This window comes from Bradyrhizobium sp. CCBAU 51745 (assembly GCF_028128715.1).
GTDB classification, from domain to species: Bacteria; Pseudomonadota; Alphaproteobacteria; order Rhizobiales; family Xanthobacteraceae; genus Bradyrhizobium; species Bradyrhizobium manausense.
This window is the reverse complement of sequence record NZ_LBJP01000003.1, coordinates 252,670-272,240: the sequence shown is the minus strand read 5'-3', so window position 1 is coordinate 272,240 and position 19,571 is coordinate 252,670. Positions and strand designations below refer to the sequence as shown.

At 63.4% G+C, this 19,571-nt stretch carries 23 protein-coding genes; 9 read left to right on the top strand and 14 right to left on the bottom strand.

Features of this window, described 5'->3' with window-relative positions; genetic code table 11:
* Positions 1 to 216: 216 nt before the first annotated feature.
* The 3 genes from XH98_RS04040 to XH98_RS04030 all read left to right on the top strand — a co-directional run bounded on the left by XH98_RS04040 (position 217) and on the right by XH98_RS04030 (position 2,535).
* On the top strand, positions 217 to 966 hold the full coding sequence (locus XH98_RS04040) for a hypothetical protein (protein ID WP_271617853.1): 750 nt from the start codon (positions 217 to 219) through the stop codon (positions 964 to 966).
* Between the two features lie 340 nt (positions 967 to 1,306).
* Positions 1,307 to 1,711 (top strand): globin domain-containing protein, encoded by a 405-nt coding sequence (locus tag XH98_RS04035; RefSeq protein WP_333931541.1) that lies wholly within the window; start codon positions 1,307 to 1,309, stop codon positions 1,709 to 1,711.
* Between the two features lie 50 nt (positions 1,712 to 1,761).
* Positions 1,762 to 2,535 (top strand): cobalamin B12-binding domain-containing protein, encoded by a 774-nt coding sequence (locus tag XH98_RS04030; protein WP_271603754.1) that lies wholly within the window; start codon positions 1,762 to 1,764, stop codon positions 2,533 to 2,535.
* Positions 2,536 to 2,675: 140 nt separating this feature from the next.
* Here the strand turns inward: XH98_RS04030 and XH98_RS04025 are convergent, their stop codons facing one another.
* A complete protein-coding gene (locus XH98_RS04025) occupies positions 2,676 to 3,518 on the bottom strand; it encodes a C40 family peptidase (RefSeq protein WP_271603755.1) in 843 nt (280 codons plus the stop codon).
* On the bottom strand, positions 3,511 to 4,884 hold the full coding sequence (locus tag XH98_RS04020) for a leucyl aminopeptidase family protein (protein ID WP_271617851.1): 1,374 nt from the start codon (positions 4,882 to 4,884) through the stop codon (positions 3,511 to 3,513). Before XH98_RS04020 ends, XH98_RS04025 begins: the two co-directional genes overlap by 8 nt.
* 203 nt (positions 4,885 to 5,087) lie before the next feature.
* Here XH98_RS04020 and XH98_RS04015 point away from each other — a divergent pair, with 203 nt between their 5' ends.
* Both XH98_RS04015 and XH98_RS04010 read left to right on the top strand, forming a co-directional pair.
* Positions 5,088 to 5,291, top strand: coding sequence for a hypothetical protein (locus XH98_RS04015; RefSeq protein ID WP_057759462.1), 204 nt, complete (start codon positions 5,088 to 5,090; stop codon positions 5,289 to 5,291).
* Between the two features lie 232 nt (positions 5,292 to 5,523).
* Positions 5,524 to 6,339 (top strand): tetratricopeptide repeat protein, encoded by an 816-nt coding sequence (locus XH98_RS04010; RefSeq protein ID WP_271603757.1) that lies wholly within the window; start codon positions 5,524 to 5,526, stop codon positions 6,337 to 6,339.
* Positions 6,340 to 6,469: 130 nt separating this feature from the next.
* On the opposite strand, the gene XH98_RS04005 is transcribed toward XH98_RS04010, so the two are convergent.
* The 10 genes from XH98_RS04005 to XH98_RS03960 all read right to left on the bottom strand — a co-directional run bounded on the left by XH98_RS04005 (position 6,470) and on the right by XH98_RS03960 (position 15,382).
* Positions 6,470 to 7,444, bottom strand: coding sequence for a type II secretion system F family protein (locus XH98_RS04005; RefSeq protein ID WP_271603758.1), 975 nt, complete (start codon positions 7,442 to 7,444; stop codon positions 6,470 to 6,472).
* A gap of 13 nt (positions 7,445 to 7,457) precedes the next feature.
* Positions 7,458 to 8,435, bottom strand: a complete 978-nt coding sequence (locus XH98_RS04000; RefSeq protein ID WP_271617850.1) for a type II secretion system F family protein — start codon at positions 8,433 to 8,435, stop codon at positions 7,458 to 7,460.
* A gap of 16 nt (positions 8,436 to 8,451) precedes the next feature.
* A complete protein-coding gene (locus XH98_RS03995) occupies positions 8,452 to 9,915 on the bottom strand; it encodes a CpaF family protein (RefSeq protein WP_271617849.1) in 1,464 nt (487 codons plus the stop codon).
* A gap of 21 nt (positions 9,916 to 9,936) precedes the next feature.
* Positions 9,937 to 11,202 (bottom strand): AAA family ATPase, encoded by a 1,266-nt coding sequence (locus XH98_RS03990; RefSeq protein ID WP_271617848.1) that lies wholly within the window; start codon positions 11,200 to 11,202, stop codon positions 9,937 to 9,939.
* The gene (locus XH98_RS03985; RefSeq protein ID WP_271617847.1) at positions 11,199 to 11,933 is read right to left on the bottom strand and encodes a CpaD family pilus assembly protein; all 735 of its coding nucleotides are present in this window, start codon (positions 11,931 to 11,933) and stop codon (positions 11,199 to 11,201) included. The genes XH98_RS03990 and XH98_RS03985 overlap by 4 nt, the downstream gene beginning before the upstream one ends.
* Before the next feature lie 21 nt (positions 11,934 to 11,954).
* Positions 11,955 to 13,430, bottom strand: coding sequence for a type II and III secretion system protein family protein (locus XH98_RS03980; RefSeq protein ID WP_271617846.1), 1,476 nt, complete (start codon positions 13,428 to 13,430; stop codon positions 11,955 to 11,957).
* Positions 13,431 to 13,441: 11 nt separating this feature from the next.
* On the bottom strand, positions 13,442 to 14,233 hold the full coding sequence (cpaB, locus tag XH98_RS03975) for a Flp pilus assembly protein CpaB (protein WP_271617845.1): 792 nt from the start codon (positions 14,231 to 14,233) through the stop codon (positions 13,442 to 13,444).
* A 125-nt stretch (positions 14,234 to 14,358) separates the two neighbouring features.
* Positions 14,359 to 14,883, bottom strand: a complete 525-nt coding sequence (locus XH98_RS03970; protein ID WP_057759450.1) for an A24 family peptidase — start codon at positions 14,881 to 14,883, stop codon at positions 14,359 to 14,361.
* Positions 14,884 to 15,001: 118 nt separating this feature from the next.
* A complete protein-coding gene (locus XH98_RS03965) occupies positions 15,002 to 15,142 on the bottom strand; it encodes a hypothetical protein (protein WP_271617990.1) in 141 nt (46 codons plus the stop codon).
* Between the two features lie 75 nt (positions 15,143 to 15,217).
* On the bottom strand, positions 15,218 to 15,382 hold the full coding sequence (locus tag XH98_RS03960; protein WP_057759447.1) for a Flp family type IVb pilin: 165 nt from the start codon (positions 15,380 to 15,382) through the stop codon (positions 15,218 to 15,220).
* 256 nt (positions 15,383 to 15,638) lie between these two features.
* On the opposite strand from XH98_RS03960, the gene XH98_RS03955 reads away from it, so the two are divergent.
* The 4 genes from XH98_RS03955 to XH98_RS03940 all read left to right on the top strand — a co-directional run bounded on the left by XH98_RS03955 (position 15,639) and on the right by XH98_RS03940 (position 18,669).
* Positions 15,639 to 16,478, top strand: coding sequence for a sterol desaturase family protein (locus XH98_RS03955; RefSeq protein WP_271603764.1), 840 nt, complete (start codon positions 15,639 to 15,641; stop codon positions 16,476 to 16,478).
* A 131-nt stretch (positions 16,479 to 16,609) separates the two neighbouring features.
* Positions 16,610 to 17,113, top strand: coding sequence for a pilus assembly protein N-terminal domain-containing protein (locus tag XH98_RS03950; protein ID WP_057759446.1), 504 nt, complete (start codon positions 16,610 to 16,612; stop codon positions 17,111 to 17,113).
* Positions 17,114 to 17,365: 252 nt separating this feature from the next.
* Positions 17,366 to 17,944, top strand: coding sequence for a TadE/TadG family type IV pilus assembly protein (locus XH98_RS03945; protein ID WP_220002264.1), 579 nt, complete (start codon positions 17,366 to 17,368; stop codon positions 17,942 to 17,944).
* A gap of 149 nt (positions 17,945 to 18,093) precedes the next feature.
* The gene (locus XH98_RS03940) at positions 18,094 to 18,669 is read left to right on the top strand and encodes a TadE/TadG family type IV pilus assembly protein (RefSeq protein ID WP_271603765.1); all 576 of its coding nucleotides are present in this window, start codon (positions 18,094 to 18,096) and stop codon (positions 18,667 to 18,669) included.
* Between the two features lie 116 nt (positions 18,670 to 18,785).
* Here the strand turns inward: XH98_RS03940 and XH98_RS03935 are convergent, their stop codons facing one another.
* Both XH98_RS03935 and infA read right to left on the bottom strand, forming a co-directional pair.
* Positions 18,786 to 18,998 carry a cold-shock protein gene (locus XH98_RS03935; RefSeq protein ID WP_057759442.1) on the bottom strand — a complete coding sequence of 71 codons (213 nt, stop codon included), beginning with the start codon at positions 18,996 to 18,998 and terminating at the stop codon, positions 18,786 to 18,788.
* Between the two features lie 270 nt (positions 18,999 to 19,268).
* Positions 19,269 to 19,559, bottom strand: a complete 291-nt coding sequence (gene infA, locus XH98_RS03930; RefSeq protein WP_008546913.1) for a translation initiation factor IF-1 — start codon at positions 19,557 to 19,559, stop codon at positions 19,269 to 19,271.
* Positions 19,560 to 19,571 lie beyond the last annotated feature (12 nt).

Here is a 19,571-nt window from a genome sequence, read left to right as displayed (position 1 = left end):
ATCATTCCCGTCAGGACTGATGGGGCGGACGGGTTATCAGGCTTACGGACTGCCGCCCGCCATTTGCAAATTGGAATACTTTGGCCACAGGCCCCGCCTCCGGACTTATTCCCAAGTCGGCTGCGGAAATGTTCATTGGACGTCATTTCCCTCCGTTCTTCCCATTGACTCGGAGGCGGGCTTTTTCTGTCCAACCTTTTAGAAAAGCCATCTCCCATGTTCACGTTCGGAAGCCGAGCCCGGCGCGCGGCACGTATTGACCATTCAAGGCGAGTTTGTTCCTACGTTTTGGCTTCCATATTCTCGGCGGTCTGCGTCATTGCCTTTGCGAGCGCCGCGTCCGCTCAATGCGCGGCCCGCGATGTATTGCAGAACCAGCTGAAGCTCAAGACGCGCTCGGCCCCAGCGTCCCAACAGCCTATCAAGGCCGGGCGCGACGTTGCGACATGGAAGACGATCACAATAGGTACCTTCGCTGACTCTCTTGCGTTGCGCAACGAGCTCGATAGCAAGGGCTGCCATGTCGGTGGTCAGGCCGCTGAAATCCTTGCCCGGCCGACGTTCATCGTTAGCTCCCGGAAGACACATGTAGAGCTTGTCGATCTGTCGCCCGCGCAGCTCGGGTTTACGTCCGACACCGTGACCTTGGCCAGCGTCTACGCACGCGCCCAGCAACTCGGTCTTGAACTCGCTGTGGCCGAAGTCGGCCCGCAACTGCGTCTCCAATATTTCGACCAGCCTATCGGCGAATTTCTCATCATCGGAATGGAGCCGATCAAGACATGGAGCGGCGAGCCGATTGTTCTGAATGTGGCAAATGGCGGCGCCGGATTGATACTCATCGCCCAGGATGGTCGGGCCGAAGCAGACATATCCGTGACCTCTCGTTTCATTTTCGCTCGATCCTCTCGGCCGGCAGCCGGTGCCGAGCCGACCGGATCAATCGCAGCGTTTCTACCGCAGTGAGCGAGCCATCGCATGAGCCTCGATGGTGACCAGGGAGCTGGCGGCTTCGTTGGGGTATCTTCCGGTCTGGCACATTCGTTGCAGTTCTTATCCCGAAATGAAGTTGTTCGGTGCCGAAATCAAGACGGTGCTGAATGCGATCTGCTAGCATTTGCCGACACTAATGGTGGCAAGTATGCTGGCCGGTGTCGGGCGACCCGAGTCCTAGGATTCCGAGTCCAGGGATTTATGAGTCCGCACTCCGTCGAATTTCGGCATATGCGCAGTCCGTAGATTGGTTATAGTTGGAATCACGATGTTGACCGCAGAGGAGATCGTCAGCGTCAAGTCCTCGTTCGACATGGTGTTCGCGAACGCCACCGACATGACGACCGCGTTCTACGATCGCATATTTGAGCTTGCCCCGGAATTCCGGCCAATGTTTCCGGAGGACATCAGCATCCTGAAGCAAGATTTTATCTCGAAGCTGGCGGTGCTGGTTGGCAGTCTCGATCAGGCGACCGGGCTGTTGTCAGGCGCCGACTTGCTTGGCCGCAATCATCTGCGCTATGGCGTAAAACCTGAGCACTATCCGGTCGTCGGCGAAGCACTGCTATGGTGCCTTGCGCGTGGTCTTGGGTCGCATTGGACCGATGAGCTGGAACAAGCCTGGCGCAAGGTTTACGCCATCATTGCTCAACGCATGATGGGGGCCGGCGCGAGTCCGCCGCAATCGTCGATCCCTGACGCGTCGCGGCGCATGTGAGTTTCACCAGCACGTGTCGGTTCGCATGTTCAGATGAGGTGCTCACGCCAATGCTGAAGTGGTGCTCATACTGTCAGCAATTTCAAGGCGAAACCTCGCCATATGAGGATTGTTCCGTCACTTACGGCCTCTGCCGAAGGTGCGAGTCCGACCACCCCGATATATTCGCAAGCGAAGTCGTCAGGCACTCCGAGTTTCTCCGCCGTGTTTACGATTCACTCTACGATGCAGGGCGACGGAATGATATTCCTTCGGCTCGGCAGCTTGTTAAAGAAGCGATGGCCGCCAACTTTAGGCCCGTTGATATCCTCCTCGGAATTCTGACCCCGCTGCTCTACAAGATCGGCGAACAGTGGCGTTCCGGCACCGTCACCGTTGCGGACGAACACGAGTTCACGGTCTTTAGCGAGCGCGTGATCGAGTTGATCGAAGCCAGCATGCAGCGGGGTCGGACACGACGTCGAGCAGGCGTGCCACGGTATTTTCTCATGAACGCGCCGGGCAATACTCATACGCTGGCGATCCGCATTCTTGCCCTTTGGTTGGAAAGTCGCGGCATCTGCACACCAGCCGTCGTCAACCATCTCGATTTGCAAGACCTGCCGCAGCACATTCTCAAAGCTGCGCCCAAAGCATTGCTGATTTCGATGGCTTTGCCCCAACAACTCGACGGTGTGGCGGCCATCTCCGCCCTTGTCGGAGATTTACCGGCCGGCGCTCGTCCGAAAGTCATGGTGGGCGGATATGCGATCAAATCCGGCCTGGTCAGGTTTGTGCCTGGCGCCGATGTGGTTACCGACATCAACTCGCTGGGCACTTCCTGATCAGTGAATTTAGTGTGTAGGGTGGGTTAGGCGAAGCCGTAACCCGCCACTCCTTTATCTGCCGAAGCTGAAGAGGTGGGTTACGCCAAGCAGATGCGCTTCCGCGCATCTGCTTGCCTAACCCACCCTACGAGGTGACGTTACAGCCGCTTGATCGCCACGACCTCGCTGCCGGCCGCCTTGATCCGCTCAATCGCCGGTGCGATTGGCTCGATCACCGTCGCCATGTGATGCGCGTTGGCGTGAAGCATGGTGCTGCCGTCGCGCACGATGGCGACGTGGCCTTTCCAGAAGATCAGATCGCCGCGCAGCAAGCTGCTCTGCTCATGCGGCTCCAGCGCGCGGCCGAGGCCCGTCTGCTGCATGTCGCTGTCGCGCGGGCAGCCGATGCCTGCGGCCGTCAGTGACACTTGCACCAGCCCCGAGCAATCGATACCAAAACTGCTTTTGCCGCCCCAGAGATAGGGCGTGCCGACGAAGCGTTCGGCGACCGCGACGAAATCGCCCTCGCGATGGTCGAGCGGCGAAAGATGGGTCTTCGGCACGAACGTGCCCTCGCGTGTAACGGCGAAAGGGCCGTCCTCGCGCGTGACCGTGAGCTGCGACCCCTGCACCAGCGAATCTGCCGGCGGCAATTTGATCGAGGGGCCGGGGAAGGCGAGCGTGCGCAGCGCGGTCACCTTGTGCGTCGGCGCCGCCGCCGGCTTCGCCAGTGCCGCATCCGGCAGCCAGCCGACATAGCCATCGCTGCCGAGCTGGCCCCAGGCCCAGCCCTCGCCGTTGCGATCGTAGACCGTGACGCGCTCGCCGCGCAGCGCTTCCGTCATCAGCATCGCGTTCGAGGACGGTTGCTCGCGAACCGGCGCGATCGGCGCGATGACCTCGAACTCCTCGCCCGTGACGAAGCGATCGGCCTGCACCTTGCCCTCGAGATATTTCGCGGCGAGGTCGCCGCGCGCCGGTGTCAGCCTGATATCATGCATAGCGCTCGCTCAGCATCTTGTAGATGGCGCGGGCGGCCTGGCATTCACCGCCTTCGGGCCGCGCCGGCTTGGCCGACGGCGTCCAGCCGAAAATATCCACATGCAACCAGCTTCCGGCATGCTCGACGAAGCGCTGCAAAAACAGCGCGCAGGTGATCGAGCCGGCAAAGCCGCCTGACGGCGCGTTGGTGATGGTAGCGGTCTTGGAGTCCAGCCAGGCATCGTAAGGTGGCCACAGCGGCATGCGCCACAAGGGATCGTTCTCCTGCGCCGCGCAGCGCGCGACGTCGGCGGCCAGCGTCTCATCATTGGTGTAAAAGGGCGGTAAATCCGGCCCCAGCGCAACGCGCGCAGCGCCCGTCAGCGTGCCCAGATCAATCAGCAGCTCGGGCTTTTCCTCGTCGGCCAGCGCCAGCGCGTCGGCCAGCACCAGCCGTCCTTCCGCGTCGGTGTTGCCGATCTCGACCGTGATGCCCTTGCGCGAGGTGAAGATGTCGAGCGGGCGGAAGGCATTGCCGGAAACCGCATTCTCCACGGCCGGGATCAGCACGCGCAGGCGCACCTTCAGTTTGGCGTCCATCACCATGCGCGCCAGCGCCAGCACGTTGGCGGCGCCGCCCATGTCCTTCTTCATGATCAACATGCCGCTCGACGGCTTCAAATCGAGCCCGCCGGTGTCGAAGCAGACGCCCTTGCCGACCAGCGTCACCTTGGGATGATCAGGGTCGCCCCAGCCGATATCGATCAGCCGTGGTGCGCGGCTGGAGGCCATGCCGACCGCATGGATCAGCGGAAAGTTGCTCTCCAGTTCCTCGCCGATGGTGCAGGCGTAGCTCGCGCCGTATTCGGTCGCGAGGGCTTGCGCGGCGGCGGCCAGTTGCTCCGGCCCCATGTCGTTGGACGGCGTATTGATGAGGTCGCGCGCCAGCATCGCGGCATCAGCCATACGATCGATCTCGGCGGCGTCGACGCCATCGGGCGGCACCAGGCGGACGTCGGGTCTCTCGTCGCTGCGGTAGCGAGCGAAGCGATAACACCCCAGCGCGAAGGCCAGCGCCGCCAATCGTGCATCGTGCGGTGCATTGGCAAAGCGATAGGTGCCGGCCGGCAGCAGGCCGGGCAGGGCGCCGGGCCGGAACAGATCGCGCGACTTGGCGCCGTCGTCCTCAAGGCCGAACAGCACCTGCGCGATCGCGCCGTCAGGCGCGGGCAGCGCGAGATATTTGCCCGGCTTGGCGGCGAAGGCGCTCGCAGCGGCGAACTGGCGCTGCGCCGGCGGCAGCGTCTCGCGCACGGCGTCCCAGCTCGACTTGGTGACGAACATGATCGGGGTGGCGGTCGAGGACGTCGCGAAGATGGAAGGCATTGGCGGGCTCGGAGGTCGTTCGGGTGGGAAGCAGATTTCGCAGAGTTTTGCGGTGGCCGCAATCGGCATTGCGCTCACCGGTCGGCGAGGCGCTACTCGCAGAGCAAGACCCATGCTAGGTTCCGGCAGTGGTCGCCAAGCAGGTCATCAGGGGTGCAGAGAACGCCCGTGACCGGCGACAATGCGTGCCGGGAGGAATTGCAATGGAATTCGTGTGGAGCGGGATCACGTTCATTGGCCAGGCCATCGAGGCCATCTTTGGCTATGTCGAGCATCACCATTGGGTCTTCGCATTCCTCGCCGGCGGTTATGTCTTCTATCTCCATGATCGTTCGATCCACGCGCGGTTCGACGCGCTCGACAGACGCATTGATGAAATCCGCAAGCGTCTCGCCATCGAATATTGATCGAGCCCCTCGAAACGATCCGCGGGCGGCGCGCGTGTCTTCGTCGAGAACTGTCGTTGATGCGTGCGCTGCCGCAGGGCACCTCGCGACGTCCCACGCCCTGGCCGAGCTCGTTCCTCGACAGATCTGCGCCGCTGCAGGGCAGCATGGGCCCGCGTTAACCGGCCATTAGGGTTAACCGTCTATTGCTGGCGCGTTCGGCTCGATCAATCCGCTCGAGAGTCAAAGCGTCATGAGTCAACGGTTCCGTCCTGGCCGGCTTCTTGCGTCCGCCTCGCTGATCGCGCTGGTGGCCGCGAGCCTCGGCGGCTGCACGGCAATGTCCAAGCTCTCGGACGTCACCGGCTCGATCGGGCCGAAGGCGGAGGCGGCTGCGCCGGCCGATCCGGCGCGCGCCGTCGAGGTCTATGGCGAGCGCTATCGGGCCAATCCCAAGGATGCCGATACGGCGCTGGCCTATGGCCAGGCCCTGCGCGCCAACGGCCAGCGCGCCCAGGCCGCGGCCGTGCTCGAACAGGCGACCATCGCCAATCCCGGCAACAAGGCGCTGCTGGCCCAATACGGTCGCGCGCTCTCCGACACCGGCAATTTCCAGCAGGCCTTCGACGTGCTGTCGAAGGCGCATTCGCCCGACAATCCGGACTGGCGCCTGCTGTCGGTGCAGGGCACCTGCCTCGACCAGATGGGCCGCCACAACGAGGCGCGCGGCTATTATGCCAGCGCGCTGAAGATCGCGCCTGATGATCCCGGCGTGCTCTCCAATCTCGGCCTGTCCTACATGCTGACGAGGGACCTGCCCAAGGCGGAAGAGGCGCTGCGGCAGGCCTATGCGTCGCCGCGCGCGGGCCCGCGGGTGCGGCAGAATCTCGGCCTGGTGGTCGGCCTCCAGGGCCGCTTCGCGGAAGCCGAGACCATCGTGAAGGCGGACCTGGCGCCCGACCAAGCGGCGGCCAATGTCGCCTATCTGAAGGAGATGCTGAGCCGCAACGACGGTCCGCGCGGCGCGCCGAAGCGCACCCCGGTCGCTTCCCTCAGCCAGCCCGACTGATCCGCCGCCTTTGGCGCGATGGCGTGAATTTCATCCGATCATTCGGACGTTTGCCGCGATCCACATCACGCCGAGCCGGCGCCGGCCGGCTACTGTGCATGGGGTTGTTTTCGCGGCTTTGGATCGCGCGTCAGTGCAGCTCGGAGATCTTGATGCCGGTCGGTCCGAGAATGACGACGAACAGCACCGGCAGGAAGAACAGGATCATCGGCACCGTCAGCTTCGGCGGCAGCGCGGCGGCCTTCTTCTCGGCCTCGTTCATGCGCATGTCGCGGTTTTCCTGCGCCATGACGCGCAGGGATTGCCCGAGCGGGGTGCCGTAGCGTTCCGCCTGCTGAAGCGCCAGACAGACCGACTTGACGCCTTCGAGCCCGGTGCGCTTCGCCAGGTTTTCGTAAGCGACCTTGCGGTCCTGCAAATAGGACAGCTCGGCGGTGGTCAGGGTGAATTCCTCCGACAGCGCGATCGACTGGCCGACGATCTCCGTTGCGACCTTGCGGAACGCCATTTCCACCGACATGCCGGATTCGATGCAGATAAGCAGCAGGTCGAGCGCATCGGGAAAGGCGCGCTTGATCGAGAGCTGGCGCTTGGAGATCGCGTTCTTCAGGAACAGCATCGGCGCCTGCAGACCGAGATAGGCCGCGCCGACGCAGATGCCGATCTTGATCGGCATCGGACGGTCCATATGGGCGATCAGGAAGACGTAGACGACCGAGCCGATGAACAGCACGATCGGGGCGACCAGGCGGGCGAACAGGAACGTGATGTAAGGCGCATGGCCGCGATAGCCGGCCATGATCAGCTTGTCCCGCGCAGCCTCCTGCGCCAGCCATTTGGTGAGATTGAAGTCCTCGACCACCTTCGAGACGAGCTGCTTGGGGGTCTGGCGGAGCGAGACCTTTTCGCTCTTGTTGAGGCGCTCGCGCTCGCGCTGCCGGATGCGCTCGCGTTCGCTCGCCACCGCCTTCATGCGCTTGGAGAGGCCCTCGCCGGCGAACATCGGCATCACCAGCGTGTACACGGTGGCGCTGGCAGCGATGGCTGCCAGCAGCATGGTCATGAAGTGGGCGTCATGCAGTTTCGTAACGAGGAACTCGACCATGCGGCACCATCAATCAGAAATCGAAGTTGATCATCTTCTTCATCACCATGATGCCGATCGACATCCAGACGACGCAGCCGACCAGCATCAGCTGGCCGGTGGGATGGGTCCACAGCAGGGAGATGTAGCCGGGGGTCGTGAGATAGACGAGGAACATCACGATCGGCGGCAGCGAGCCGATGATGCCGGCCGAGGCCTTGGCTTCCATCGACATCGCCTGGATCTTCTCCTTCATCTTCTTGCGGTCGCGCAGCACCTTGGAGAGGTTGCCCAGCGCCTCGGAGAGGTTGCCGCCCGATTTCTGCTGGATCGACACCACGATGCCGAAGAAGTTGGCCTCGGGCAGCGGCATGCGCTCATAGAGGCGCGAGCAGGCCTCGCCGAGCGGCATGCCGATCGCCTGCGTCTCGATGATGGCCAGGAATTCGCTGCGCAGCGGCTCCGGCGCGTCGGCCGCGACGACCTTGATCGATTCGAACAGCGGCAGGCCGGCCTTGATGCCGCGGACGATGACGTCGACGGCGTCGGGCAGCGCTGCCAGGAACTTGTTCTCGCGACGCTTCTTCAGGAAGCCCAGGGCCCAGCGCGGCAGGCCGAAGCCGCCGGCAAAGGCAAGACCTGCCGCGCCGAGCAGGCCGCCGCCACCAAACAATGTGCCGACGAAAAACACGCCCGCCACGACCGCGGACACGATCCAGAATTTCTGCGTGGTCCAGTCGAGCCCCGCCTGCGACAGGCGGATGTTGAGCGGGACGCTCTTCTCCTGCGTGCGCCTGGCCTCGAGATCCTTGAGCGAGCTCTCGACCTGCTCGCGGCGCGAGCGCTGGGTCTTCTCGGCCTGGCGGGCGGTCGGCGCCTCGGCGCGTGCGATCGAGGCACGGCGGCTCTCGGCCTTCCGCTCGCCCGACAGCATCGGATAGACGAAGACCCAGGCGATGCCGCCGACAGCGGCGGTGGCGAGGAAGGCGAGGGCGAGGACCTGAGTGTTCATGGCTGCGCCGGCCTGCTCACGTGTTCGGTTTCTTTTCCGCGGCGTCGAGCGCGGCGGCAAGGCGTTTCTCTTCGCCGTAATAGCGGGCGCGTTCCCAGAATTTCGGGCGGCCAATGCCGGTCGAGCGATGCTGGCCGATGATCTTGCCGTTGGCATCCTCGCCGATCAGGTCGTAGAGGAAGATGTCCTGGGTGATGATGGTGTCGCCTTCCATGCCCATCACCTCGGTGATATGGGTGATGCGGCGCGAGCCGTCGCGCAGACGCGCAGCCTGGACGATGACGTCGATCGAGGCGCAGATCATCTCGCGGATCGTTCGCGAGGGCAGCGAAAAGCCGCCCATCGTGATCATGGATTCGCAGCGTGACAGCGCTTCACGGGGATTGTTGGCGTGCAGCGTCCCCATCGAGCCGTCGTGGCCGGTGTTCATGGCCTGGAGGAGGTCGAAGGCCTCCGGGCCGCGGACTTCGCCGACGATGATGCGTTCGGGGCGCATACGCAGGCAGTTTCGCACCAGCTCGCGCATGGTGACCTGGCCTTCGCCCTCGATGTTGGGCGGGCGGGTTTCGAGCCGCACCACGTGGGGCTGCTGGAGCTGAAGCTCGGCGGCGTCCTCGCAGGTGATGACGCGCTCGTCGTGCTCGATGTAGTTGGTGAGACAGTTGAGCAGGGTGGTCTTGCCCGAGCCGGTACCGCCCGAGATGAGCACGTTGCAGCGGACGCGCCCGATGATCTGGAGAATCTCGGCGCCCTCAGGCGAGATCGCGCCGAATCTGACCAGCTGATCCAGCGTCAGCTTGTCCTTCTTGAACTTACGAATGGTGAGCGCGGGGCCGTCGATCGCGAGCGGCGGGACGATGGCGTTGACGCGCGAGCCGTCGGCGAGACGCGCGTCGCAGATCGGCGAGGATTCGTCGACACGCCGGCCGACCTGGCTGACGATGCGCTGGCAGATGTTGAGGAGCTGCTGGTTGTCGCGAAAGCGGATACCGGTCCGCTGGATCTTGCCGCTGACTTCGATGAAGACCGTGCCGGCGCCGTTCACCATGATATCGGCGATGTCATCGCGGGCGAGCAGCGGCTCGAGCGGGCCGTAGCCGAGCACGTCGTTGCAGATGTCGTCGAGCAGCTCTTCCTGCTCGGCGATCGACATCACGATGTTCTTGATCGCGATGATCTCGTTGACGATGTCGCGGATTTCCTCGCGCGCCGATTCGGAATCGAGCTTGGCGAGCTGGGCGAGGTCGATGGCCTCGATCAGCGCGCCGAAGATGGTCGCCTTGACCTCGTAATAATTGTCCGAGCGGCGGGTTTCCATGACCGGCGGGGGCCGGGACGGCGCGAGCGGCGGGGACGCGACCACCGGCGGGGGCGGCGCGCGCGACACCGTCGGCGCCGGAGCCGAGACAGGCTCTGGCGACACAGCGCCGGGCTTTGGAGCCCGAAAGTCGGTGTCTGTTCCGCTACGCTTACCGAACACTTAACAACTCCATGCGGCGGCTTATTTTCCCCGCAACTTGTCAATCAGCGGTGAAAGCAAGGACGACTTTTGTTTCTTCGTCTCGCTCCGGCCGGTCAGGCGCTGGGCGATCTGGAGGAACATCTCGATAGACTTATGGTTCGCGGAGATCTCCGCGATCATCTGGCCGTTGTTGGCCGCCGCGCCGAAGATCTGCGGCTCGAACGGAATCGAGACCACCGGCTGGCTCTCGATCGCCTTGGCGAATTCGGTCGCGGCGATCTCCGGCCGCTTGGGGACGCCGACCTGGTTGAGGCAGTACAGCGGCGGGCGGTCGTTGGGACGGGCGGCCTTCAGGAGATCGAACAGGTTCTTGGTATTGCGCAGATTGGCGAGATCCGGCGCCGCCACGATCAGGATGTCATCGGCGCCGATGAGGGCGCGCTTGGTCCAACCCGACCATTGATGCGGGATGTCCAGCACGATGCAGGGCATGGTCGAGCGCAGCGTGTCGAACACGGCGTCGAAAGCGTCGGTGCCGAAATCATAGACCCGGTCGAGCGTCGCCGGCGCCGCCAGCAGGCTGAGATGGTCCGTGCATTTCGACAGCAGGCGATCGATGAAGGCGGTATCGACGCGATCGGGCGAGAACACGGCGTCCGCGATGCCCTGGGGCGGATCCTGGTTATAGTCGAGCCCGGCCGTGCCGAAAGCGAGGTCGAGATCGGCGACCACGGCGTCCATCGCAAGGTCCCGTGCGATGGCCCAGGCGACGTTGTGGGAAATGGTGGAGGCGCCGACGCCGCCTTTGGCGCCGACCACGGCGATGATGCGGCCGACCGCCTTGGCTTCCGGTGCCGAGAACAGATTGCAGATCGAGCGCACGACGTCGATCGCACCGACCGGCGCGAGCACGTAGTCACTGACGCCGCGGCGCACCAGCTCGCGATAGAGCATGACGTCGTTAATACGGCCGATCACGACGACGCGGGTACCGGCGTCGCAGACGGTGGCGAGCTGGTCCAGCCCGGCCAACAGATCGGTGCGGGCGTCGCTCTCGAGCACGATCACGTTCGGCGTGGGCGCCGAGCGGTAAGCTTCGATTGCAGCCATCATGCCGCCCATCTGGATCTTCAGATGGGCCTTGCCGAGGCGGCGATCCTCGCCGGCCGATTGCACGGCTGCAGCGGTCTCCACGGTGTCGCAGAAGGCCTGGACGGAGACGCGCGGCGCGGGCGCAATATGCTCTTCGACCGGCGGCGGGATCTCCGGCTGCTCTTCCTGAGTCTGGCGCGCGTAGTTGATCATTTGCCGGTGTCGCTGAGTTTGGCCTTTTCGGCCTCGGGATAGGTGGTCGCTGTCGGCAACCCCTTGCGGTATTTCTCGAAGGCGGCGGTGCGTCGTATGGTGTAAACAGGAGTTTCAGGCCGCGGCTGCTCGAGGTCCGACGGATTGTCGACCATGGCCGCCATGTTGCGCTGATAGGCGCAGCCGAAATTGTAATAGTCCTTGTTCTCGAACCAGCCCTTGTTCTTCATCGAGGGGCCGATGTCCTCCGGCCACAGGCCGCATGGGCCCGCGACCGCTGCGATCTTCGAATAGGTCAGTCGGATCGGCGGCAGGAAGCGCTTGTCTTCCGGCCGGTAGGGGCGGGCGACGATGCCGCGCGGGGGGACGCCCCCGGCCGCCAGCATCGCCTGAATCTCTCGCATGGATTCCGCAACCGGACGTGCATTGGGCGTTCCCGTGGGCACGTCGATGTGAATCGCGCCGGTACCCTCATGCGTCCAGGTCGACGCCAGTCCCATCACGTCGGCGCGCTGGGCTGCGGTCAAGCCGCCGCGGGCGTGACCGACGAACACCACGATCGAGCGGTTCTGCTCCTCGATCGCGATCGGGTGACGTTGCTTGTAGTCGTCGGGAATGGAAGCCGTCGCCACCTCGTCGTGCTGGCAGCCGCCGAGTGCGAGCGCGATACCCACGAGCACGCCGCCGAGGCCGGCGGCGCGGTGGCGGATCTGGGGTCGTGCTGTAATCATGACTTAAGTCCCCGTTCCGCCTCAGTCGGTGATGAAGCCGTAAGTGCCGCGGTAGTTCTTGGCCGATTCGGTCCGCCCCGGAACGCCATAAAGGCGGTTGATGTTGCCGATCAGTTCGGCCTGCGGATCAGCCGGCGCCGAGAAGCCGTCGTCCGGACGCGAGAGGTCCTTTGGCGACGTTGCGCGCACGATGTAGGGCGTCACGATCACGACCAGTTCGGTCGCGCTGTTGACGAAGTCGCGGCTGCGGAACAGCGTGCCGAGAATAGGCAGCTGCATCAGGCCCGGCAATCCGCTGACCGCCTGCTTGGTCTGCTGCTGAATCAGACCGGCCATTGCCATTGCGCCGCCGGAGGGAATCTCGAGCGAGGTCTCGGCGCGGCGGGTCCTGATCGAGGGGACGGTCACCGAGTTCACCGAGCTCGTGGTGACGGCCTGCGACAGCGTGATCGCGTTGTCGTTGGAGAGTTCAGACACCTCGGTCATCACCCGCAGGCTGATCTTGCCCTCGGTCAGCACCACGGGGGTGAAATTGAGCGAGATGCCGAACTTCTTGAAGCTGATCTGGGTGGTACAGACATGCGTGGTAGGATCGCAAGCATAGCCCGCCGGCACCGGGAATTCGCCGCCGGCGATAAACGTCGCCGATTCACCGGAGATCGCGGTCAGATTCGGCTCGGCCAGCGTGCGGATCACGCCTGCGGTTTCCATGGCGCGCAGGGTGGCCTGCACAGAGGGGCCTCCGCCGAACTTCGCGCTCAGGCTGTTGCCGTCCACGAGATTGTGGCCAAGCGCGGTGAACGGGTTCGAGTTGGTGAAGCTCACCACCGAGGTGCCGTAGTTGAGGTTCGCGGTGAGATCGATGCCGAGCTGCTTGACGATGTTTCGCGCGACTTCCGCGACGGTCACCTTCAGCATGACCTGGTCGCGGCCGCGGACCACGATCGAGTTCAGCACCTTCTCGGTGCCGCCAGCGAGACGTGCGGCGAGATCGTTGGCCTGCTGCGCTTCGACCGGGTTGGCCGCGGTGCCGCTCAGGACGACGCCCTCCCCGAGGCCGTCGATCTGGATGTCGGAATTGGGCAAGATCTGCTTCAGCGCCGCGCGCACGCCATTGAGGTCGCGCTTGACTGCGATGTCATAGGCGGCGATCTGCTGGCCGGCGGAATCGAAGAACACGATGTTGGTCTGGCCGACCGAGGCGCCGATGATGTAGGCGCGCTGGGACGAGCGGACCACCGCATTGGCAATCTTGGGATCGGCGACGAGCACGTCCTTGATGTCGCGTGGCAGGTCGATCACGATCGACTTGCCGACGCCGAGCGAAAGGAAGCGCGCGTTCATCTGACCATCGGCCGCGACCGGCGCCGCCGGACGATAGTCGGCCGCAATCACCGGCGTCAGCGCGGGGTTAAGCGTCAGCGCGAGGGCGGCCGAGAACGACAGGGCGCGGACCACGGAGGTCCGCATCGTCGCCAGATCTGCCCTGCATCTCATATCGACTGTCCTCATCGTGCTCTCGCACCCTGACTTTGAATGCCGTAGCGAATGATCGAAACGCCGTCGCGCTGCTGCGCGGATTCATCGAGCGTGATCTCGGTCGTCTTGACGTCGGCAATGCTGCGCAGCGCCAACGACAGCGTTCCGGCCTGGCGGGCTGAAGACAGCACTTTGGTCTGCGCGGAATCGAGCTCCAGGGTGACGGTCTTGCCGACCACAGCGTTCTGGCCCTCTTTCTCCTTCGGCGCCTGGTCGATGGCCAGCACGCGGACATTGGTCAGGAGGATCTCGGATGTGACGATATCCTGTCCGCTCGGGTCCGGATTCTTGAGGCGGCGCGTGAGCAGAACGTCAACGCGATCGTTGGGCAGGATAAAGCCGCCGGCACCCGTCTCCGGCGTGATTTCGGTCGAGATGGCCCGCTTGCCGCTCGGCAGGATCGCGGCCATGAAGCCGGAACCATCGGCCTTGACCAGCTTCTGGTCGCGGATCGGTTCACCCTGGATGAAAGGGGCACGGGCGATCGAGCCCGTAACCTGGGTCGCGCCGTCCGGGCGCTCGTTGCGGCGAATGAAAGTGGCGCTGGCGGTCGCCGTCGGCCAGGTCTGCCACTGCACGTCGTCCGGCTTCAGGGTCTGTCCGAGGCCGATGTCGTTCTTGGCGACCAGGACGTCGGTGGTGGGAAGCTGCGCGACCGGAGCCGCTGGAGGCGGCCCAGAGTCCGAGCCGCTCGCCAGGTACGCAGCGATGCCGCCGGCGCAGATGGCGACCGTCAGGACGACTATGCGTGCCCTATTCATACGCTTCACTTTCCACAAAACGCCGCGACGCTGCCGCCGCCGTAATCGGCAGTTGACCAGCTATTCGTCAAAGCATGGTTAATGAGGCGTATCTAAATCGCCTTAACGCCGGGTTATCGCGGCGTTCAGCGCAGTGCGAGGTGAGCGAGGTCGATCGCCTTCACCCATTCGGTTTCGGGGTAGACCAACAGTGCGCCAAGCGCGAGTGCGATGCCGTAGGGAATGCCGGTCTGCTTGTCGTGAAGCCGTGCGAGCCAGGCCTGGCCGGCAAGTCCGTAAGGGAGCGGCCATTGTCGGAACTGCAGCAGCAGCAGCGTCAGCGCTCCGCCGAACAGCGAGGCGTAGAGCAGGAAGTCCATCAATTGGGCGAAGCCGAACCAGAGCGCCACGGACGCGGCAACCTTGGCATCGCCCCCGCCCATCCAGCCCATCGCAAAGCAGGTGAAGGCCACGACGAGCAGTAGCGCGCCGGCACCGACATGGCTCAGCATCTCGTAAGGTGCCATACCACCGGCCAAGGCGAGCACGAAGAAACCCGCGACCAGCGTCAGCGACACGCGGTTGGAGATCGTCATCGTGAAAAGATCGCTGGCGGCCGCGAACGCCATCAGGGCCGGGAACAGCAGAAGGCGCGCGAGGTCGAGTGTCATGGGCTGCGTCTGGAGGCCTGGGTCTGTCGCGGAAACGGGGCGCCGGCGCATGCTAGAAGGCAGTGTTAAACAAACCGACAACGGCCGCCGCAGCTTAGGAACGACGTCGCCGGCGGTCTCACCACATGCTGGCGATGCGCATCGCCAGCGTGATCATTGCGAGCAGCAGCGCAAGGCAAACCCAATAGGCCGATGCGTCGCCGCGCGCCGTGTCCGCCTCGGTCGCCGCCATTGCGACATCGGTTCTGTGCTTACGCAACGCCACTGGAACTCGCCGTGTCATGAAAACAAAGGCCCCGGAGGTCCGGGGCTTTTGCCGTTTTCGTCGCTCGGCTTACTTCAGCGAGGTGCTGATCGAGCCGAACTTGGTGTTCAGCGTGCTGCCGAGGTTGTTAACGACAGTGATGATGGCCAGCGCGATGCCGGCGGCGATCAGACCGTATTCGATGGCGGTGGCGCCGGATTCATCCTTCACGAAACGCGCAATCAGGTTCTTCATGAACTAAACTCCGTCTGGGTGAGGTCGCCTCGTTCGGCGCTGTCTTGACGCGCCGACCATGTGAGCCGAGCTCTTTCGGCGGGGTTAATTCAATCGCTCAAACCCGCCGCGTGCGCGGTGCTTTTGGCCAGAGTGAATTTCGCCTTAAGGCGCCCGTCGTGATTCGTTCCGGTTCTGAACTCTGCGTCAACTTCACCCAACCTTAAATTTCGCGGCGTAGGCGTGAGTGGATCAGCAGCCTGGAAGAGACGCGATGATGTCGAGCCTGCCCATGCAAGTCGCCCTGATGCTCGGCGAGACCATCGCGAAGGTGATCCCCGTTACCTTCATGCTCGCGGTGGTCTTCACGGTGCTCGAGCATTTCTGGGCTTGCAATCCAGGTCCGGCGTGGTGGCGCAAGCGCGAGATCGTGACCGACATCTGCTACTGGTTCTTCGTTCCGGTGTTTGCCCGCACCATGCGGATCGGACTGCTGATCGTCACCGCCGGCATCGTCTTCAACATCCACGACGCGGACGAGCTGATCGCCTTCTACGACAATGGCCACGGCCCGCTGTCGCAATTGCCGCTCTGGCTGCAGGGCGTGCTGTTCCTGGTAGCGTCCGACTTCATGCTGTACTGGCTGCACCGGCTGTTTCACGGCGGCGGGTTCTGGAAATACCATGCGATCCATCACTCCTCAGAGGAGATCAGCTGGATTTCAGCGGCGCGCTTTCATCCGGTGAATCTGGTGCTCGGAACGATCGGCGTCGACGTCGTGCTGCTGATGGCCGGCATATCGCCGAACGTGATGATCTGGGTTGGCCCGTTCACGACCTTCCATTCGGCGTTCGTGCACGCCAATCTGAACTGGACCTTCGGGCCGTTCCGGTATGTGCTGGCGACGCCGGTGTTCCACCGCTGGCACCACACGGCGCTCGAAGAGGGCGGTGACACCAATTTTGCCGGCACTTTCCCGATCTGGGATGTGCTGTTCGGCACCTTCCGCATGCCGAAGGGCGAGCTGCCGCAGGACTATGGCAAGGACGAAGCGACCATGCCGAAGGAGATTGCCGGCCAGCTCGCCTATCCGTTCCGCCACCAGGCCGGGCGATAAAACGCAAGTCCGTTAGAACAATAGTCGGCGAATTTGCGGAACGTTCACGAATTACAGGCAGGTTAACCGGGTCGGGCGCCGGCTCCGCTTCCGATCGATTCTGCCGGTCTGTGACGTCCCGGGGTAAGAGTATGCGTAAAGAGTTTCTGCGCCGCCATGCGCGCGTCTGTCTCCTGGCTGCGGCTGCGATGCTGGCATCGCCGGCGATCGGCCTTGCCGAGCCTACCGTTGATACCATTGCCGTCAATGTCGACCAGGCCAAGCTGGTGCGCTTGCCCGGCAAGGTCGCCACCATCGTGGTCGGCAATCCCCTGATCGCCGACGTGACGCTCCAGCCCGGCGGGATGATTGTCGTGACCGGCAAGGGTTACGGCGCCACCAACTTCATCGCGCTCGATCGCGGCGGTGAGATCCTGGTCGATCGGCAGATCCAGGTCGAAGGCCCAAGCGATCGGCTCGTCACCGTCTATCGCGGGATCGAGCGGGAATCCTACAGCTGCATGCCGCTCTGCCAGCGCCGCGTCACGCTCGGCGACAGCGACCAATACTTCAACACCACGATGAGCCAGGCCGGCTCGCTGAGCAGCAATGCCAGCGGCAACGCCTCTGCGGCCGCGGCTGCCAAGACCAACTGATAAAGACGAACTGACAAAGACCGACTGACAAGACGAACCGGCACGATCGGCCGGCAGGCCAGGCGGGACCATCCGGTCCCGCACGCGGTCGCGGGCGACGTAGTTTCTGTTCTCCGGCCTTCGCACTGCCGGCGTGGTTAACCCATTGCTAACAACCCCGCCCGGCCCGAATCGAGTGTCGGAAACATTTGGACAATCAGTTTCCGATATTGATCGAGGCACATGATCGCTGCCGCCGGGGAATTCAACGCGATGCCATCGCCTGTAGCTTCGAGACTGACGTTCCGGTCCGCGCTGCGACGGTTTCGCGGGAATCGCGGTGGATCGGCGGCGGTCGAGTTCGCGCTGGTTGCGCCGATCTTCTTCGCGCTGCTGTTTGCCATCATCGAGACGGCGCTGGTGTTCTTCTCAGGCCAGGTGCTCGAGACCATCACGCAGAATTCCGCCCGCGTGGTGCTGACCGGTCAGGCGCAGTCGGGGTCGGTGGCGGCCTGCGCGGTGAGCGGCGTCGCTTCGCCTTGCACGCAGGCGACGTTCAAGACTTACGTCTGTAGCCAGATTCCGGCGCTGTTCAACTGCAACAGCCTGTATGTCGACGTCACGAGCTACTCGTCCTTCTCGGCGGTAACGCTGCCGACGCATCTCGATGGGGCGTGCAATTTCGACACCAACATGAACTACAACGCCGGCAATGCCGGCGACATCGTGGTGGTCCGGCTGTTCTATCAGTGGCCGCTGTTCGTGACCGGGCTCGGCTACAACATCGGCTGCGGCAGCACGAACAAGCGGCTGCTGGTGGCAACTGCCGCGTTCAAGAACGAGCCCTACTAAAGCATGATCCGGAGAAGTGTGAAGCGGTTTTCCCTCGCGACATCAGCGGAACGCGTTTGCGCGGAGATCATGCTCAAACCAAGAGCTAAAGCGCGATGACGATTCAACCCAATCTCATCGCGCTTTAGGACAACGGATCGGGTACGGCGATGCAGGCGATTGCAAGATTATGGCGGGCGGCCGGTTTTTCGGCGTCCGAATTCCTTGCCGACGGCAGAGGTCTTGCCGCGACCGAATTCGCGGTGATCGTTCCGCTGATGCTGGTGATGATGTTCGGCACCGTCGAATTCTCGTCAGCCATCGCGATCGATCGCAAAGTGACGCTGATGGCGCGGACGCTGGCGGACCTCACTTCGCAGTCGACCACTGTCGCCGATACCGACATGACCAATTTCTTCGCGGCCTCGACCGCAATCATGACGCCTTATGACGCGACGCCCGTGTCGGCGACGATCACCGAACTTTACGTGGATTCGACGCAGACGGCGCATGTGCAGTGGAGCAAGGGGACGGCCCCGCGGGCGCAGAGATCCACTGTCTCGATTCCCACGACGCTCGCTGTCGCCAACACCTACCTGATCTTCAGCGAGGTCAGCTACATCTACACGCCGTCAGTCGGCTACGTGCTCAAGAATTTGATCACGCTGAGCGACGTCGCCTACACCCGCCCGCGCCTGTCGACCTGCGTCTATTACAGCCCGGGCACCAGCTGCACGACATATTGAGCCCATCTGCTCTTCGGACATGAAAAAAGGCCGTGCATTCCGCACGGCCTTTTCTGTCGTTGGGTGCGTTCAGGCCGATCCAGGTGCGCGCCCCGCAAAGGCGTGCGCTTTCGATCTCAGCCAGCGTCGCGGAGATTGTCGGCAGCCGACTTGCCGGACCGGCGATCGGCGACGATCTCGTAGGAGACCTTCTGGCCTTCGCGCAGCGAGCCGAGGCCGGCGCGCTCGACGGCGCTGATGTGAACGAACACGTCCTTGCCGCCGTCGTCGGGCTGGATGAAGCCATAGCCCTTGGTCGCGTTAAACCACTTCACGGTTCCCATGCTCACGGGGGTAGTCCCTTCTCAGATACACAATGGTAGAGCCCGCTCGCGCAGGCAGGTTAGATCGAATTTTTGGAAGGGTCGTCAGCGTGTCTGAACCGGCTGTACCGGTGGATGCTAATGTCGTCCGGCCGAAAATCGATTAATTCATTTTATTGGAATTAAGGCCTCAAAACAATCCTGACGCGCACGATTTTTTGATCCGCCGTGATGCCCGCGGCGGATCAGCATACAGGTCAGCATTTTAATTCCGCGCCCAGGCGGGGCGAGGGCCGATCAGCGGCGGCGGAACTGGCCGCCGCGTTGGGGGCCACCGCGCGGCGGTCCACCGGCGGTCGCGGGCCGTTCGTCCTTGTGACGGAAAATCAGCCGACCCTTTTCGAGGTCGTAGGGCGACATTTCCACCGTCACGCGGTCTCCCGCCAGCGTCTTGATGCGGTTCTTCTTCATCTTGCCGGCGGTGTAGGCGACGATCTCGTGCCCGGCGTCGAGCTGGACGCGGTACCGCGCGTCGGGGAGGATTTCGGTGACCAGTCCTTCGAACTGGATCAGCTCTTCCTTAGCCATGAATTTCTCCAG